Genomic DNA, 15930 nt, shown 5'->3' on the forward strand with positions numbered 1-15930 from the left:
CAGACCGGCCGACGAAGCGTGGCCGCAAGCCCGTCTGTTACTGGGAGACGCTCCAGAAGTGACCGATGCCGCCCGGGTGGTCCACGGTGATCGCCTCGTCGAGGTCGCGGTAGTCGCTGTCCTCGTTGTGGCCGACCATCTTGATCTTGATCTGGCCGTTGACGTTCTGCACGGCCGACACGATCTGCACGTGGTCGAGGGAGTTGTTGTCGTTCCAGTCGAACATCACGATGTCGCCGACCTTGATCTTGTCGCGCTGGTCGAACGAGTACTCGGTGAGCCCGAGCTGGGCCGCATTCTCGCGGAAGTAGTTGTCCATGGCCGGGACGTAGCCCCACGCAGGGCTCCAGTCGGCCGCCGCGTTGTGGTTGTACCAGTCGCCGTTCATCTGCCAGCCGCGCGCGAGGAGTGTCTGGCTCACGAAGTTGGCGCAGTCTCCGCCGACCGGGTTGAGGTCGCCGTACGCGGCGGTGTTGTAGTTCTTCCAGTAGGTGAGCGCGTAGGCGAGCTGCTTGTCCACCGGCGTCTGCACCTGGTAGTCGTAGCTGCTCGCGGCGGTGGTGACGGGCTTGCCCGACTTGTCGGTCACGGTGACGGGAACGGATCCGGCCTGGAAGTTCGCGGCGGCGGGCACGCTCACGACGACCTTGTCGCCGCTCGCCTGCGTGACGGTCGCGGGCTGGCCGCCGATCTGCACCGCGCCGACCTTCTCCAGGTTCGTGCCGGTGAGGGTTACGGTGCCGCCCGACACGCTCCCCGTGGCGGGCTGGATGGACGACACGACCGACGACGTCGGGCTCGGGGATGGCGCGGCCGCCTGGGCGACGGCCTTCGTCACCGGCGAAGGCTCGCCCGCGCACGCGGTGAACGCGAGGGCGGCGGACGCGGCAACGGCGGCGAGGACGATCGTGCGACGGGCGCGGTGGGAACTGCTGAGAGAACTCATACAACCTTCGTGGCGGATTCGGAGGTGGTCGGGGCCGACTCCTCCACCGTACGCTCACAACATTTGTGTGACCTGGACGGGGGTCACCGTGTTCGTTTTCTGCCTCATCCAACCGATCAGCGCAGCTTTGCCGAGTGGAGCCGCCGCTCACGTTCGCTCGTGGCGAACGACGACGCCCCAGGCTGAGGCTTTGCGTTGTGGCCGACCTGGCAGCGGGTGTAACTTTGCACTCTCCGCAAAATTCTTTTGCCCCACACCGGTGTGACGCCTCGCGAGCCCGGGCGTCCCCTCACCCGACTCTCGACACGGAGACAGATGTCCAGTCAGACCACCGCGGCGAATGCCGCTCCCGCACCGATCATGTCGCATCGGCAGATCCTGTTCGTGATCTTCGGCCTCATGGCCGGCATGTTCCTCTCCGCCCTCGACCAGACCGTCGTCGGAACCGCCATCCGTACCATCGGTGACGACCTCCACGGTTTGAGCCAGCAGGCGTGGGTGACGACCGGATACCTGATCGTCTCGACGATCTCGACGCCGATCTACGGCAAGCTCTCCGACATCTTCGGCCGGCGGCCGCTGTTCGTCATCGCGATCGTGATCTTCATCGTCGGCTCGATCCTGGCGTCGTTCTCGACGTCGATGATCGAGCTCGCCGCCTTCCGGGCCATTCAGGGTCTGGGCGCCGGAGGACTCATGTCGATGCCTTTGGCGATCATGGGCGACATGCTCGCGCCGCGCGAGCGCGCCAAATACCAGGGGTACTTCCTCGCGGTGTTCGGCATCTCGAGCCTCATCGGTCCGCTGATCGGCGGGCTCTTCGCCGGTGCCGACCAGATCCTCTGGATCGCCGGCTGGCGCTGGGTGTTCCTCATCAACGTGCCGATCGGCATCCTCGCCCTCGCCATGGTGCTGCGGTTCCTGCACCTGCCCAAACGGGAACGCGGCTCCGCTCGCATCGACTGGTGGGGCGCCGCCGGCGTCATCGTGGCACTCGTGCCCCTCCTCCTCGTGGCCGAGCAGGGCAGGGAGTGGGGCTGGGACAGCCCGGCTTCCATCGCCTGTTACGTGATCGGCGTCGTCGGAATCATCGCGTTCATCCTGATCGAGATCGCGATGAAGGACGACGCGCTCATCCCGATCAAGCTGTTCCGTTCCAGCACCTTCTCGATGGCGACCATCATCGGCGTCTTCGTCGGTTTCGGCATGTTCGGAGCCATGCTGACCCTGCCGCTGTACCTGCAGCTCGTACTCGGCTCCACGCCGACCGAGTCGGGCCTCCAGCTGCTGCCGATGATCCTCGGACTGATGATCTCCTCGATCGCCTCCGGCCAGATCATCGCGCGCACGGGCCGCTACCGGCAGTTCCCGATCATCGGCACCGCGATGCTCGCCGGCGGGTTCTTCTACCTGACGTTCATCAAGGTGGGCGACTCGTACTGGTTCATCGCGGGAGCCATGCTCCTCATCGGTCTCGGCCTCGGCCAGCTGATGCAGACGCTCACCATCGCCAGCCAGAACTCGGTCGGCCTGCGGGACATGGGAGTCGCGACCAGCGCTTCGACGTTCTTCCGTCAGATCGGTGGAACGCTCGGCACCGCCGTGCTGCTGTCGCTGCTCTTCGCCGTGTTCCCGTCCAACATCCAGAACGCGCTGTCCGACAAGCCCACCCTGACGAGCGCCCTGGACGCTGCACTCACGCCTTCGGTGGCCAACGCCCCCGAGAACAAGCAGATCATGGACCAGATCTACAACAAGATCGTGGACCCGATCGAGAAGCAGGCTCAGGCCGGCGCGCACCAGGCCGGCGTCCAGCAGCTGGTGGCTCAGGGCGTCCCGCAGGATGTCGCCGAGCAGCAGGTGCCGGCCACTCCGATCGACTTCTCGAACGCCGACCAGCGCAAGCAGGTCGTCGATCAGGCGGTGCCCGCGGTCCAGGCGCAGCTTGAGAAGTCGAGCAATGCCGGGAACAGCAGTTCTGCCACCAACGACACATCGTTCCTGAACGACGCGGATCAGCGGCTCGCACAGCCCTTCCTGGTCGGCTTCAACGCCTCGGCGGTGCAGGTCTACTGGGTCGCCATGATCGTCGTACTGCTCGCGTTCGTGCTGACGCTCTTCTTCAAGGCGCCGCCGCTGCGCGCGAAGTCCGCCCTGCAGGAGGCGGCGGACGACGCCGCCGACGCGCAGGCCGCGGAGGATCGGAAGCTGACCCCCGCAGGCGTTCTCGCCTCGGCAGCCGAAGACGACGACGCCGAGGAGTACGACACCGGGATCCTCGCGAATCGGGCTGCCACGGAGTTCGGCGCGCTGATCGAGCCGGGAGCCGACACGGCATCCACGCGCGCACAGCGCCCGCGCCCCGCGACCGACTGACACCCGCTCGGGCCCGAACGGCCGTCACCTCATCGAGGTGGCGGCCGTTTTCGCGTTTCCGCGGAACGACGCGGATGAGAGCGCGACCACAAGAAACTTGACAAGCCGCACGGTTCCGATCTACATTCTCATGAAACGCGTGAGAGCGCTCTCACGCTTCACCAATGAGAGCGCTCTCAGCGCGCACCAGGCGCACACCAGACACACGCACAAAGGAGTGAACCGTGAAGCTTTCACGACCCATCAGGATTGCCGCGGCCGTCGCCGGCGCAGCATCCTTCGCCCTCATCGCAGCCGGATGCTCATCGAGCGGCGGCAGCGGATCCAGCTCGGACCCCACCACGCTGACGGTCACCACGTTCGGCACGATGGGCTTCGACAAGCTCTACTCGCAGTACGAGAAAGAGCACCCCGGAATCAAGATCAAGGCCACCAACATCGACACCGGTGACAATGCGCTCACCGACTGGCAGACGAAGCAGGCCGCCGGCAGCGGCCTCCCCGATGTCCAGGCCGTCGAGGAGGGCTGGCTCAGCAAGGTCCAGCAGGTCTCCGACCAGTTCACCGACCTCACGAAGTACGGCGCCAACGACATCAAGGACCGCTGGGTCGACTGGAAGCTGAAGCAGGCCACCGACAAGGACGGCCGGATCATCGGCTACGGCACCGACATCGGCCCGGAGGGTCTCTGCTACAACGGCAAGCTCTTCGCCGCGGCAGGTCTCCCCAGTGACCGCGAGTCCGTCGCCAAGCTGTTTGGCGGCGACAACGCCACCTGGGACGACTTCTTCAAGGTCGGCGAGCAGTACAAGGCCGCCACCGGCAAGGCCTGGTACGACCAGTCCGGCTTCATCTGGAACGCCATGGTGAACCAGCAGCCCGAGGGTTACTACACCAAGGACGGCAAGCTCAACGTCAAGGACAACAGCGACCTCAAGGCGCTGTGGTCGAAGCTCGCCGGTGGCGCAGCGGCCGGCCTCTCCTCCAACCAGACCCAGTGGGACTGGGGCAAGGGCAAGGCGTTCACCGACGGTTCCTTCGCCACGTTCGTCTGCCCGGGCTGGATGCTCGGCGTCGTGCAGGGTCAGGTCAAGGCGGGCGGCGGCGACGCCACCTCCGGCTGGGACTTCGCCAACGTGTTCCCGGGCGGCGCGGCCAACTGGGGCGGATCGTTCCTGACGGTCCCGACGCAGTCCAAGCACCCGAAGGAGGCCGCGGCCCTCGCCGCCTGGCTGACCACCGCCAAGTCGCAGGTCCAGACCTTCCAGGCCGCTGGCACGTTCCCGTCGGTGACCGAGGCGCAGACAGACTCCGGTGTCACCGGTGAGAGCGACCTCACGAAGTTCTTCAACAACGCACCCATCGGCCAGATCCTCGGTGAGCGCGCGAAGGGCGTCGTCGCCCAGTACAAGGGACCGGACGACTCGGTCATCCAGTCGCAGGTCTTCGGCCCGTCGGTGCAGGAGCTCGACTCCGGCAAGGCGAACGGCGACCAGGCGTGGAACAACGCGATGAAGCTGCTCGACCAGCTCGTCGTCAACAAGTAACTCGAACCACCTACCCGGGCCCCCGCTGCACCCGAGCTGCGGGGGCCCGCTCCACAGGGAGAAACGCAATGACCACCACCGCCACACGGGAGACGGCTCCAGCCGCCCCCTCGTCGCCGCGCGGGCGAGCCGGCCGCGGCGGCCTCACCTACAAGCAGCGGCTGAGCCGCTTCGACGTCAAGGCGTCCCCCTACTTCTACGTGGCGCCGTTCTTCGTGCTCTTCGCACTCGTCGGACTGTTCCCCCTGATCTACACGTTCGTCGTCTCACTCAACAACTGGAACCTGCTCACCGGGCCCGGCGAGTGGGTCGGCCTCAAGAACTACGCGGCGGAGCTGTCCGACCCGTTCTTCTGGAACTCGCTCTTCAACACCGTCAGCATCTTCCTGCTCTCCGCCATCCCGCAGTTGATCGCCGCCGTCTTCATCGCCGCGATCCTGGACCAGAACATCCGCTCGAAGACGTTCTGGCGGATGAGCGTGCTACTCCCCTACGTCGTCACACCGGTCGCAGTGACGCTCATCTTCTCGAGCGCGTTCGACGAGAAGTACGGGCTCATCAACAACATGTTGCAGGCCATCGGGGTGGACCCGGTGATGTGGAAGACCGAGACGTTCCCGTCGCACGTCGCCATCGCGACCATGGTGAACTGGCGCTGGACGGGCTACAACGCGCTCATTCTGCTGGCCGCGATGCAGGCGGTCCCGCGCGACATCCACGAGTCGGCCGCCCTCGACGGCGCCGGATCGTTCCGTCGCTTCTTCTCGATCACGCTGCCGAGTATCCGCCCGACCATGATCTTCGTGATCATCACCGCAACCATCGGCGGCCTGCAGATCTTCACCGAACCGAAGCTGTTCAACCCGTCGAGCGCCGTCCCGGGCGGCCCGCAGCGGCAGTACCAGACCACCGTGCTGTACCTGTGGGACATGGCGTTCAACCGGCAGAACTTCGGTAAGGCCTCCGCGATCGCATGGCTGCTGTTCCTGCTGATCGTGATCTTCGGAGTGCTCAACTTCCTGATCTCGCGCCGCATCGCGTCCACCGAGAGCCGGCTGCATCGCAAACGGACCGCACGACGACTGCAGGCATCGCGCATCCTGGCCGCCGCCAGCGAGGAGAAGAACCTGTGACCGCCACAGCCCGCACCACCCGCCCGGCGCGCACCGCCGCGACCGCCGCACCCCGCGCGCCCAAGCGCAAGGCGCTCGGCATCGACCGTCGGCCCGGTTTCGTGACCTACGGCATCCTGCTCGCGATCTTCATCGGCGGCGCCTACCCGCTGTGGTGGTCGTTCGTCGCCGGCTCCAGCGACAGCACCGTTCTGACCGCGACCTGGCCGCCTCTGCTTCCGGGCGGGCAGTTCTGGACCAATATCGGCGAGGTGCTCGGCACCGTGCCGTTCTGGCAGGCGCTCGGCAACTCCATCATCGTCGCGACGGTCATCACCGGCTCGGTCGTCGCCTTCTCGACGCTGGCGGGTTACGCCTTCGCGAAGCTGCGGTTCCGCGGACGCGAGGGATTGATGGTCTTCGTCGTCGCGACGCTCGCCGTCCCGACGCAGCTCGGCATCATCCCCCTCTTCATGGTCATGAAGCAGTTCGGCTGGACGGGGACGCTCGGCGCGGTCATCGTGCCGACCCTGGTCACCGCGTTCGGCGTGTTCTTCATGCGGCAGTACCTGGTCGACGTGATCCCGGACGAGCTGATCGAGGCCGCCCGGGTGGACGGCGCGAACATGATCCGCACCTTCTGGCACGTCGGCGTTCCCGCGGCGCGTCCGGCGATGGCGATCCTCGGACTGTTCACCTTCATGACCGCGTGGACCGACTACCTGTGGCCCCTGCTCGTCGCGCCGCAGAATCCGACGCTGCAGGTCGCGCTGAGCCAGCTGCAGTCGGCGAAGTACGTCGACTACTCGATCGTGCTCGCCGGTGCCGTGCTCGCCACCATCCCCCTCCTGATCCTCTTCGTGCTCGCCGGCCGGCAGCTGGTCTCCGGCATCATGGCCGGCGCGGTGAAAGGCTGAGAATGAACCGCACCTGGCCCGCCGACTTCCTCTGGGGGTCGGCCACCGCTGCCGCGCAGATCGAAGGCGCCGCCCACGAGGACGGCAAGGAGGACTCGATCTGGGATGCGTTCGCGCGCGTCCCCGGCGCGATCGCGGGCGGCGACACGCCGGAGGTCGCCGTGGACCACTACCACCGCATGCCGGAGGACGTCGCGCTCATGGCGTCCCTGGGGCTGCAGTCGTACCGCTTCTCCACGTCGTGGGCGCGGGTGAAGCCCGGCGACCGAGAGGTGAACCCGGCGGGACTCGCGTTCTACGACCGGCTGGTCGACGAGCTGCTCGGCGCCGGCATCCTGCCGTGGCTGACGCTGTATCACTGGGATCTGCCGCAAGCGGTCGAGGAGAAGGGGGGATGGGCGTCCCGCGACACCGCGTACCGGTTCCGCGACTACGCGGTCGCCGTGTACGACGCCCTCGGTGACCGGGTCGACCACTGGACGACGTTCAACGAGCCGCTGTGCTCGTCGCTGATCGCCTATGCGGGCGGCGAGCACGCGCCCGGCCGGAGTGAGCCGCGAGCGGGACTCGCCGCGCTACACCACCAGCACCTCGCGCACGGGCTGGCCGCGGCGGCGATCCGTTCGCGCGCTGCGGCGCACGGTCGCGAGGACGGCCTCCAACTCGGCATCACGCTCAACCTGACGACGGCGGTACCGAACGACCCCGCGGATCCCGTCGACCGCGAGGCGGCCCGCCGCATCGACGGCCTGTGGAACCGGATGTACCTCGAGCCGCTCCTCCTCGGCACCTATCCGGCCGACGTGCTGCACGATGTCCGCGACCACCGCTTCGACGAGCTCGTGCACGACGGAGACCTGGCGACCATCGCGCAGCCGCTCGACTTCCTCGGGGTGAACCACTACCACGACGACAATGTGAGCGGACATCCTCAGGCGGCGGATGCTGCGCCGGCTGTCGTGCCGACCGCGCGTCCCACGGCCTCCCCGTTCGTCGGGAGCGAGTACGTGACCTTCCCGTCGCGTCACCTGCCGACCACGGCCATGGGGTGGGAGGTGAACCCGGATGGGCTGCGCGCCCTGCTCGTGCGGCTCACCCGCGACTACCCGACCCTGCCCCCGCTGTACATCACCGAGAACGGCGCCGCCTACGACGACGTCGTGGCGGAGGACGGGCGGGTGCACGATGCCGACCGCGAGGCGTACATCCTGGCCCACATCGACGCTGTCGGCCGCGCCATCGACGAGGGCGCCGATGTGCGCGGCTACTTCGTGTGGTCGCTGCTCGACAACTTCGAGTGGGCGTGGGGCTACGCGAAGCGTTTCGGGATCGTCCGGGTCGACTACGAGAGTCAGGAACGGACGGTGAAGGACTCGGGCCGTACGTTCGCTCGGGTCATCGCCGCGGCCCGCGCCGAGGAGGCCGTGGAGGAGGCCGCCGCGTCGCACGTCTAGCATGGACGCAAGCGACGAGGAGACCCCATGACGACGGAGCAGATCGCAGCCCGTTCGGTTCCAACCCTGGAGGCCGTCGCCGCGCGCGCCGGCGTCTCCCGGGCGACCGTCTCGCGCGTCGTCAACGGCTCGCCCAAGGTGACGGCTGAAGTGGTCGCGGTGGTCGAGCGCGCCATCGCCGACCTCAACTACGTGCCCAACCGCGCCGCCCGCTCGCTGGCGTCGCGGCGGACGCAGGTGGTCGCCCTGGTGGTGCCGGAATCGACGGCCAAGGTCTTCGCCGACCCGTTCTTCGCATCCATCGTGCAGGGCGTCGCGCTCAGCCTCGCCGACACCGAGTTCACGCTCAACATGGTGATCTCGTCAGAGACGAACCCGGACAAGACGCGGCGCTACCTGATGGGCGGCAACGTCGACGGCGCGCTCGTCGTCTCGCACCACTCGGGCGACCACTCCTACGCGCAGCTCGGCACCTCCCTGCCGCTGGTGTTCGGCGGACGCCCGGTCAGTGAGTCGGAGCACTCCTCGTACTACGTGGATGTGGACAACGTCGCCGGCGCGCAGGTCGCCGCCCAGCACCTCATCGACCGCGGGCGGCGGAACATCGCGCTCATCACCGGTCCGCAGGACATGCCCGCCGGCCTCGACCGGTTCTCCGGTTGGAAGCGGGCGATGGATGCGGCCGGGCTGGACACGTCGATGGTCGCGTACGGAGACTTCTCGCCTGCATCGGGTCTGGAGGCGATGCGCCGCCTGCTCGCCGACGGCCGGCCCATCGACGGCCTCTTCGCTGCGAACGACCAGATGGCCGCCGGTGCCTACTCGGCGATCCACGAGGCGGGCTTGAGCATCCCGGGCGACATCGCGGTGGTCGGCTACGACGACGACAGCTTCGGCCTCATGTCGACACCGCCGCTGACGACCGTGCACCAGCCGTCCATCGGCCTCGGCGAGGCGATGGCGCGGGTCCTCGTCCGACTCCTCGCGGGCGAGCCTGTCGAGAAGGTCACTCTTCTGCCCACCGAGCTGGTCATCCGGCAGAGCTCCTGACCTCTGCCTGCCTGCTCTCCCTCCATCGCTTCCTCGATTAATCCGCCCCAGGGCGGCGTGTCGCCGTACTTATCGAGGAAGCGATTGCTGGGGAGTTGGGAGGGGTGGGGTGGCGCGTTTGCGGGCTCGGTAGGCGGCCGCCTTGGCACGGTCGCCGCAGCCGGCCATCCCGCACCACCGACGATTCGAGGCCCGGGAGGCGTCGAGGAAGGGCCGGGTACAGTCGGTGCCCTCGCACCACTTGAGGTGGCGGGCGTTCTCGGGTCGGAACGCGTCTATTGCGGCCCGCGCTACTGCCGCGAGGCAGGCCGGGAGGTCTCCCTCGGTTGTCACCCGTCTGTCGGCGTCGAGGGACGCGACGGGGACCGGCGAGGCGGCTTGCCGATTAAGGTCCGCCACGGCACTCTCATCGAGCGGTCGGTCGGCGTCGGTCGTGAGGAGACCCCAGATGGACTCTCGCAACTGCAGCGCTAGGCGGTAAGCCGTCTCATCCACGGCGGGAGGCGCATCCACGACACCCGCATCGACGAACCACTGGGCCAGATCGCCCGCGGTCGGCAGGCGCTCCTCAGCGGTCGTGCGACGTTCGGCGACCGTCGCGACGAAATCGAGGGCGAGGTTGCCCGCTACGAACTCGAACGTCACATCACCATCTTGACAGGTGACTCAGGCGAGGGCAACGCGTCGGTTCGATGCTCAGCGACGACCTCCGCAAAGTCTCAGGGCACTACCCCTGCGCAGCATTCGCTCATTCCGGGACGCTCGGAAACACGGTGGGGCCGACGCGAATTCCCGGCCATGAGGTCCGCGGCCCCGCATTTTGGGCATGACGACCCTGATTTCTGGCGGCATCACCCCGCTAGTTCGCGCCCCACGTCCACATCTCCTCGCGCTGCTCGACAGGATGGACGGTCGCCGCCTCCACAGGACTCCTGGTCACGACCACCGCTCTGCGGACCCTGCCTGCGGCGCGCAATCCCACCATTCTCACAGCCACAGAACAGGACATCTCGATGACCTCCACGCCCCCATCGACCGAGCACGAACCCAGCCCCACGGAGCCGCCCCTTCCGGTCCCGACGGGTCAGCCACTACCAGCGCCGAAGAAGCCCCGGAACAACCTGGCCACGGCCGCGCTGATCCTCTGTTTCGTGTTCGCACCTGTCGGACTGGTCCTGGGCATCATCGCTCTGGTCCAGATCCACAAGCGCGGCCAGAGGGGCACCCTGCCGGCGGTCATCGCCACCGTCTGGGGCGCGTTCGGCGTGATGCTCCTGGGGATCGCCGCCATCGTCATCCCGATCGCCGCATCCGCCATCGCCGCCGAGGACAGACTCACCGGTGAGTGTCAGGCCGTCTCCGATGCCGCCGACACCCTCGTGACGTCATTCGGCGAGACCTACGACCTCCTTGAGACGGACTCGTACCAGGCCACACAGCACATGCTGCACAGTGTGATCGCGTTCAACAACGCTGTGGAGGAGGTCAGCGACCCGGACCTCGACCGCGATGTCGCTGGCCTGCAGAAGCAATTGCAGAATCTCATCGTCGTGTTCGATGAGTACGCCGCCGACCCCTCTGAAGCGAACGGCTCCGCTCTGGATGCAGCGACGCCGGCGATTGACGACTCCATGGAGCCCATCAAGACCACCTGCGGATACTGAACCGCGAGACTGGCTCAGCCGTACAGCGCCCAGTGGCGTGTTGGCATGAATTGTGCGTCACCATCTTGACAGGTGACGCACGTGAGTGCAGGGTATCGGTCATGAGTGCGCGGAGGGGCGTCGTCATCTACGTCGCCGCGGCGGTGGCCGCGCGATCGGCGGATGCCGGAGCGATCGTCGCCGCCGTGCTGGCGGGCACGGCGATCGCGGGGCCGGCCGTCGGCGGGCTCCTCGCCGCCGCTCTCACCGTTCCGCACCTGATCGGGCCGCTTGCGGGGCGACTGCTCGATCGGCGGAGGCGGCCCGGCCCCGTTCTTGCGGCGGCGTTCGTTTGGTACGCGGTCTTTCTGGTGGTCGCGGCGCTCCTGCTCCCCGTTACGGTCGCCGGAGCCGCGGCTGCACTCGCGGCGGGCGGCTGCGCCGGCCCCCTCGTTACCGGAGGCCTGAGCAGTCGCCTTGCTCCCATCCTCGACACGTCGGGACGCAGCGATCCGGCGGGACGCGACCAGCGTCGCGGTCAGGCGCTCGACGCACTGACGTACGGCGTTGCTGGCACGGTGGGGCCGGCAGCGGTCGCGCTGGCCGCGAGCGCTCTGACACCGGACGGAGCACTGGCGGCGACTGCCGTCCTCCTGGCCCTCGGGGCCGCGGTGGTTCTCTGGCTGCCCGCGGAGCGGCAGTCGCGCCGAGGAGACGCGACCCGGTCGGTCCTGCGCCTCCTGTTGGTCTCGCCGCCGCTGCGGAGGACGACGACGGCTACGGTCGGGTCGGCGACCGCGCTGGCGTCCGCTCCCGTCATCGCCGCGGCCCTCGCCACTGCCCGGGGCGCCGACGCATCCGTCGCCGGAGTCCTCATGGCGTCGTACGGCGCGGGCGGACTGGCGGCGTCGCTCATCCTGATCGCGCGACCACTGAGCGGCGATCCCGAACGACTCGTGCGTCTCGGAGTCGCGGTGACCGGCGGCGCGCTGCTCCTGCCCCTGCTCGCACTGCCCAATCCCGACGCCGGGAGGGTGGTCGGCGGCGTGGCGTTCGCCGTCGTGGGCGCGGCGAGCGCGGCGCTGTTCGCCGCGACCTTGGCCGCGCGCACCGAGTACGCGCCGCCCGGTGCCTCTGCTCGCGTGTTCGCCACCGTCGCCGGAGTCAAAGTCGGCGGGAGTGCCCTCGGTGTGGCGGCCGCCGGACTGATCGCACCGCTCGGCCCCGCCGTGCTGATCGCCTGTGCCGCAGCTGTCTGCGCGCTGACCCTCGGCGCCGTCGGGCTCGACGCGCTGATCAGCGCCGCTTGTGCTCGTGGGGTGTCGGCGTACGGTCGCGGCATGGCTACCTACACCGCATCCCGTCCGCTGGAGGGCGACGCCGACGAGTACTTCGACTACATCGCCGACCCGGAGAACCTCCCCGCCTATTTCCCGCGCGTGACCGAGGCGCACGAGCTGCCCGACGGCAAGGTCGAGACAACGGCCCACGTCGACGCCGACCAGGACGGGAAGGATGAGACCGTCACCTCGGAGGCGCAGTTCGACGTCGACCGCGCCGCGCGCGAGGTGACCTGGTCTGCTCCCGGCCCGCACGACTATCACGGCTCGCTGCGACTCACCGACGACGGCGTCGAGCTCACCATCCACACGACGCAAGAGTTCGACGGCATGCAGCAGGCGCTCGACGGTTCGCTCGCGAAGATCGCCGAGAACTTGAGCGCGAAGGCCTGAACTCCGCACCGGCAACCGGTGTTCGACGGCTTCGCGATCGCTGACATCGACGTCGGCGACGCGCGCATCCATGTGCGGCACGGCGGCGAGGGCCCGCCGCTGGTGCTGCTCCACGGTCACCCGCGGACCGGTGCCACCTGGCATCGTGTCGCCCCGCGGCTCGTGCGGCAGGGGTTCACGGTGGTGGTACCCGACCTGCGCGGGTATGGCCGCTCGACCGCGCCGGCGCCACGTCCCGACCACGCCCAGGCGTCGAAGCGGGCGATGGCGGGCGACCTCCTGGCCCTCATGCGAACTCTGGGCCACGACCGGTTCGACCTCGTCGGACACGACCGCGGCAGCTACGCCGCCTTCCGACTGGCGATGGACCATCCCGAGGCGGTCCGCCGAGTCGCCCTGCTGGACTGCATCCCGATCGTCGAGCACCTCGACCGCATCAGCCCGGAGTTCGCGACCGCCTGGTACCACTGGTTCTTCTTCGCTCAGCCGGACATCCCCGAGCGCGTGATCGGCGCTGACCCGGACGGCTGGTACGGCGGCGCGCCGGAGCAGATGGGGGCTGAGAACTTCGCCGAGCGCCGATCGGCCGTGCACCGCACCGAGGTGGTGCGCGCAATGCTCGAGGACTACCGCGCCGGACTCACCGTCGACCGCGCCGACGAGGAGGCCGACCGGGCCGCCGGACGACGGCTGCAGGTGCCGCTGCTCGTCCTGTGGTCACTCCGCGACGACCTGGAACAGCTGTTCGGCGACCCGCTGGCGATCTGGCGCGATTGGGCGATGGATGTGCGCGGGCACGGAATCGACTCCGGGCACCACATGGCCGAGGATGCGCCCGAGCCCCTCTCCGACGCACTCACCGCGTTCTTCCACGGCTGACGCCGGCGCGAGTCAGGCCAGCCGGCGGTAGAGGCGGTTGCCGAGCGCGGCCAGCACGAACCCCGACGCCACGATCGCCGCGACGCCTCCCGCGTACGCGATGAACAGATGCTCGGTGCCCGACTGGGTCGAGAAATAGGTGACCATGAGCGCGACGACGGAGCCGATCGCGCACACCGCGCCGATCCAGACGAGGGGCCACAGTTTGCTCCGCACCGGCGGCTCGGCCCCGGGCAGGCGGAGCCACGAGAGGACGATTCCGGCCAGGCACCCCCAGAACGCGACGACGAGCATCCCGGCCACCACGTCACTCGGACGGTGCCACTGCTCGACGAGCGTGGAGGCTCCTGCAGCAATCGTGAACAGCGACCCCACCACCGCGGCGAGCGGCCGGAATCGCGGCGACGCGAGCAGGAACACCACGAGGGCGGCAGACGCCGCGACCGCCGTGTGACCCGACGGCAGCGAATTGGCGAGCCCCACATCCACCCCCTTCTCCGGCCGCGAGAGGATGGTGTACTTCAGAACCTGCGTGCTCACGTTCGCCCCGACGGCGGCCCCGACCGCCACCGCGAAGACCAGCCAGTTGCGCCGCACGAGCACGATCACGATCGCGATCACCGCGCCGATCACCACCGACGCGACGGGCAGCGCATCGAGGAAGCCGTGTGCGAACTCGATCAGGTCGCCCTTCCACGCGTCCGCACCGGCGAACGCCCGCTCGTCGATCACCTGCCCGATGTAGCTCTGCACGAAGACGAGGTACACGGCGACGAACAGCACCGCGGACACGAGCGCTCCCCACAGGAACGGGAGGGTCCGGAGGCTCGATCGCATAGTGCATCCACCCTTCCACAACCGACTCTGAGATTTCCGGACGAACGCCGTGGAGAGGGAGAACTCCGCTGCTCGATCGGCTGTGAACAGGTGTAGACCAAGCACCATGAGACGGATTACGGACACCATCGACATCGAAGCGCCGGCCCACGACGTGTACGCCGCCCTCCGCGCGCTCGACGCCTATCCCGGCTGGCTGCGGCATTCGATCGTCTACCACGGCACCCGGATGCGCCCGCCCGGGACGGCCGCCCTCTACGAGGACTCGACAAGCGTCGGCCGGATGCGCGGCGAGCTGCTCGAGGAAGACCCCGACCGGGCGCTGCATTTCCACCAGACGGTCCGCTCAGGCGGGCTCGACGCGGACATCCGCTACGCCGTCGCCACGGCAGGTCCGGTCACGCGCGTCACGCGCGTCGGCGAGATGACCACGCATGGCGTCTACCGCGCGATGCAACCGGTACTGGTCCGGATGGCAGCCGGCGAGAGCCGGCGAACGATGCGAGCCTTGAAGGCGCACGTCGAGCACCCCGCATGAGGGCTGTGGTCAGCTGACGAACCGAACCTCGCGCTCACCGCCGGTCAGCCGCCCCCGCATGACCGCGACCGCCTCCGGGTTGCTGTCCACGAGCAGGAACCGGCGACCGAGGGATGCGGCCACAGCACCGGTCGTGCCGCTGCCCGCGAAGAAGTCGAGCACCCAGTCCTCCTCGCGGCTGGACGCCTGCACGATGCGGCGGAGCACGCCCTCCGGCTTCTGGGTCGGGTAGCCGGTCTTCTCCCGTCCGGTCGGTGACACGATGGTGTGCCACCAGACGTCTGTGGGGAGCTTGCCGAGCTGCGCCTTCTCGGGCGTCACCAGGCCCGGCGCCATGTACGGCTCGCGCTCGACCGCCGCCGAATCGAAGTGGTACGCCGACGGGTCCTTCACGTAGACGAGGATCGTGTCGTGCTTGGCCGGCCACCGGTTCTTCGGCTTCGCGCCGTAGTCATAGGCCCAGATGATCTCGTTCAGGAACGACTCCCGGCCGAACAGCGCATCCAGCAGCACCTTCGCGTAGTGCGACTCGCGGTAGTCGAGGTGCAGGTAGAGGGTGCCGTCGGCGGCGAGTACTCGCCAGGCCTCGATCAGGCGCGGTTCCAGGAATCCCCAGTAGTCCTCGAATCGGTCGTCGTAGCGCAGCAGATCGCCCTTGATCCGTTCGTAGCTGCGGCCCTTGAACCCGACGACGCTGCCCGCGCCTCCCTCCGACCTCACCGAGGTCAGGGTCTGCCGCGCCTGCGGGCGGCCGGTGTTGAAGGGCGGATCGAGGTAGATCAGCCGGAACGACTCGTCCGGCAACCCGGCCAGCACCTCGAGGTTGTCGCCCTGCACGACCGTGCTGGGCGCATCCGGATGCCACAGCGGTGGGGCTGCGGGAACAGGCTGTGACATG

The 15930-nt window shown here is 68.3% G+C and carries 14 protein-coding genes; 10 read left to right on the forward strand and 4 right to left on the reverse strand.

All coding sequences use genetic code 11. The features are described from left to right. Positions 1-37: 37 nt before the first annotated feature. A complete protein-coding gene (locus AB4Y74_RS15765; RefSeq protein WP_441800006.1) occupies positions 38-946 on the reverse strand; it encodes a DUF1287 domain-containing protein in 909 nt (302 codons plus the stop codon). Between the two features lie 315 nt (positions 947-1261). Between AB4Y74_RS15765 and AB4Y74_RS15770 the strand changes: the two genes are divergently transcribed. The 6 genes from AB4Y74_RS15770 to AB4Y74_RS15795 all read left to right on the forward strand — a co-directional run bounded on the left by AB4Y74_RS15770 (position 1262) and on the right by AB4Y74_RS15795 (position 9402). Then, positions 1262-3322, forward strand: a complete 2061-nt coding sequence (locus tag AB4Y74_RS15770) for an MDR family MFS transporter (protein ID WP_441800007.1) — start codon at positions 1262-1264, stop codon at positions 3320-3322. Positions 3323-3546: 224 nt separating this feature from the next. Further along, a complete protein-coding gene (locus AB4Y74_RS15775; protein WP_441800008.1) occupies positions 3547-4869 on the forward strand; it encodes an ABC transporter substrate-binding protein in 1323 nt (440 codons plus the stop codon). A gap of 68 nt (positions 4870-4937) precedes the next feature. Further along, on the forward strand, positions 4938-6002 hold the full coding sequence (locus AB4Y74_RS15780; protein WP_441800009.1) for a carbohydrate ABC transporter permease: 1065 nt from the start codon (positions 4938-4940) through the stop codon (positions 6000-6002). Next, complete coding sequence (locus tag AB4Y74_RS15785) at positions 5999-6898, forward strand: carbohydrate ABC transporter permease (protein ID WP_441800010.1); 900 nt, start codon at positions 5999-6001, stop codon at positions 6896-6898. The genes AB4Y74_RS15780 and AB4Y74_RS15785 overlap by 4 nt, the downstream gene beginning before the upstream one ends. A gap of 2 nt (positions 6899-6900) precedes the next feature. After that, entirely contained in the window at positions 6901-8352 is a 1452-nt protein-coding gene (locus AB4Y74_RS15790; protein WP_441800011.1) for a GH1 family beta-glucosidase, read from the forward strand. Between the two features lie 27 nt (positions 8353-8379). Continuing rightward, positions 8380-9402 carry a LacI family DNA-binding transcriptional regulator gene (locus AB4Y74_RS15795; RefSeq protein WP_441800012.1) on the forward strand — a complete coding sequence of 341 codons (1023 nt, stop codon included), beginning with the start codon at positions 8380-8382 and terminating at the stop codon, positions 9400-9402. A gap of 69 nt (positions 9403-9471) precedes the next feature. On the opposite strand, the gene AB4Y74_RS15800 is transcribed toward AB4Y74_RS15795, so the two are convergent. Continuing rightward, a complete protein-coding gene (locus AB4Y74_RS15800; RefSeq protein WP_441800013.1) occupies positions 9472-10047 on the reverse strand; it encodes a CGNR zinc finger domain-containing protein in 576 nt (191 codons plus the stop codon). A gap of 368 nt (positions 10048-10415) precedes the next feature. Between AB4Y74_RS15800 and AB4Y74_RS15805 the strand changes: the two genes are divergently transcribed. The 3 genes from AB4Y74_RS15805 (at position 10416) to AB4Y74_RS15815 (ending at position 13657) form a co-directional block, all read left to right on the forward strand. Then, positions 10416-11066, forward strand: a complete 651-nt coding sequence (locus AB4Y74_RS15805; protein WP_441800014.1) for a DUF4190 domain-containing protein — start codon at positions 10416-10418, stop codon at positions 11064-11066. A 101-nt stretch (positions 11067-11167) separates the two neighbouring features. Beyond that, complete coding sequence (locus AB4Y74_RS15810) at positions 11168-12778, forward strand: hypothetical protein (RefSeq protein ID WP_441800015.1); 1611 nt, start codon at positions 11168-11170, stop codon at positions 12776-12778. An 18-nt stretch (positions 12779-12796) separates the two neighbouring features. After that, positions 12797-13657 carry an alpha/beta fold hydrolase gene (locus tag AB4Y74_RS15815; RefSeq protein WP_441800016.1) on the forward strand — a complete coding sequence of 287 codons (861 nt, stop codon included), beginning with the start codon at positions 12797-12799 and terminating at the stop codon, positions 13655-13657. A 12-nt stretch (positions 13658-13669) separates the two neighbouring features. On the opposite strand, the gene AB4Y74_RS15820 is transcribed toward AB4Y74_RS15815, so the two are convergent. After that, on the reverse strand, positions 13670-14494 hold the full coding sequence (locus AB4Y74_RS15820) for a phosphatase PAP2 family protein (protein WP_441800017.1): 825 nt from the start codon (positions 14492-14494) through the stop codon (positions 13670-13672). A 106-nt stretch (positions 14495-14600) separates the two neighbouring features. Between AB4Y74_RS15820 and AB4Y74_RS15825 the strand changes: the two genes are divergently transcribed. Further along, positions 14601-15032 carry an SRPBCC family protein gene (locus AB4Y74_RS15825; protein ID WP_441800018.1) on the forward strand — a complete coding sequence of 144 codons (432 nt, stop codon included), beginning with the start codon at positions 14601-14603 and terminating at the stop codon, positions 15030-15032. A 9-nt stretch (positions 15033-15041) separates the two neighbouring features. Here AB4Y74_RS15825 and AB4Y74_RS15830 read toward each other — a convergent pair whose 3' ends face one another. Further along, positions 15042-15929, reverse strand: coding sequence for a DNA-methyltransferase (locus tag AB4Y74_RS15830; RefSeq protein WP_441800019.1), 888 nt, complete (start codon positions 15927-15929; stop codon positions 15042-15044). Position 15930 lies beyond the last annotated feature (1 nt).

Source organism: Leifsonia sp. RAF41 (assembly GCF_052114085.1).
Lineage (GTDB): Bacteria > Actinomycetota > Actinomycetes > Actinomycetales > Microbacteriaceae > Leifsonia.

Coding starts and splice junctions, on each gene's coding strand:
- AB4Y74_RS15770 (WP_441800007.1), top strand. CDS start 1,262: ATGTCCAGTCAGACCACCGCGGCGAATGCCGCTCCCGCACCGATCATG.
- AB4Y74_RS15805 (WP_441800014.1), top strand. CDS start 10,416: ATGACCTCCACGCCCCCATCGACCGAGCACGAACCCAGCCCCACGGAG.
- AB4Y74_RS15830 (WP_441800019.1), bottom strand. CDS start 15,929: ATGTCACAGCCTGTTCCCGCAGCCCCACCGCTGTGGCATCCGGATGCG.
- AB4Y74_RS15790 (WP_441800011.1), top strand. CDS start 6,901: ATGAACCGCACCTGGCCCGCCGACTTCCTCTGGGGGTCGGCCACCGCT.
- AB4Y74_RS15765 (WP_441800006.1), bottom strand. CDS start 946: ATGAGTTCTCTCAGCAGTTCCCACCGCGCCCGTCGCACGATCGTCCTC.
- AB4Y74_RS15795 (WP_441800012.1), top strand. CDS start 8,380: ATGACGACGGAGCAGATCGCAGCCCGTTCGGTTCCAACCCTGGAGGCC.
- AB4Y74_RS15810 (WP_441800015.1), top strand. CDS start 11,168: ATGAGTGCGCGGAGGGGCGTCGTCATCTACGTCGCCGCGGCGGTGGCC.
- AB4Y74_RS15825 (WP_441800018.1), top strand. CDS start 14,601: ATGAGACGGATTACGGACACCATCGACATCGAAGCGCCGGCCCACGAC.
- AB4Y74_RS15820 (WP_441800017.1), bottom strand. CDS start 14,494: ATGCGATCGAGCCTCCGGACCCTCCCGTTCCTGTGGGGAGCGCTCGTG.
- AB4Y74_RS15780 (WP_441800009.1), top strand. CDS start 4,938: ATGACCACCACCGCCACACGGGAGACGGCTCCAGCCGCCCCCTCGTCG.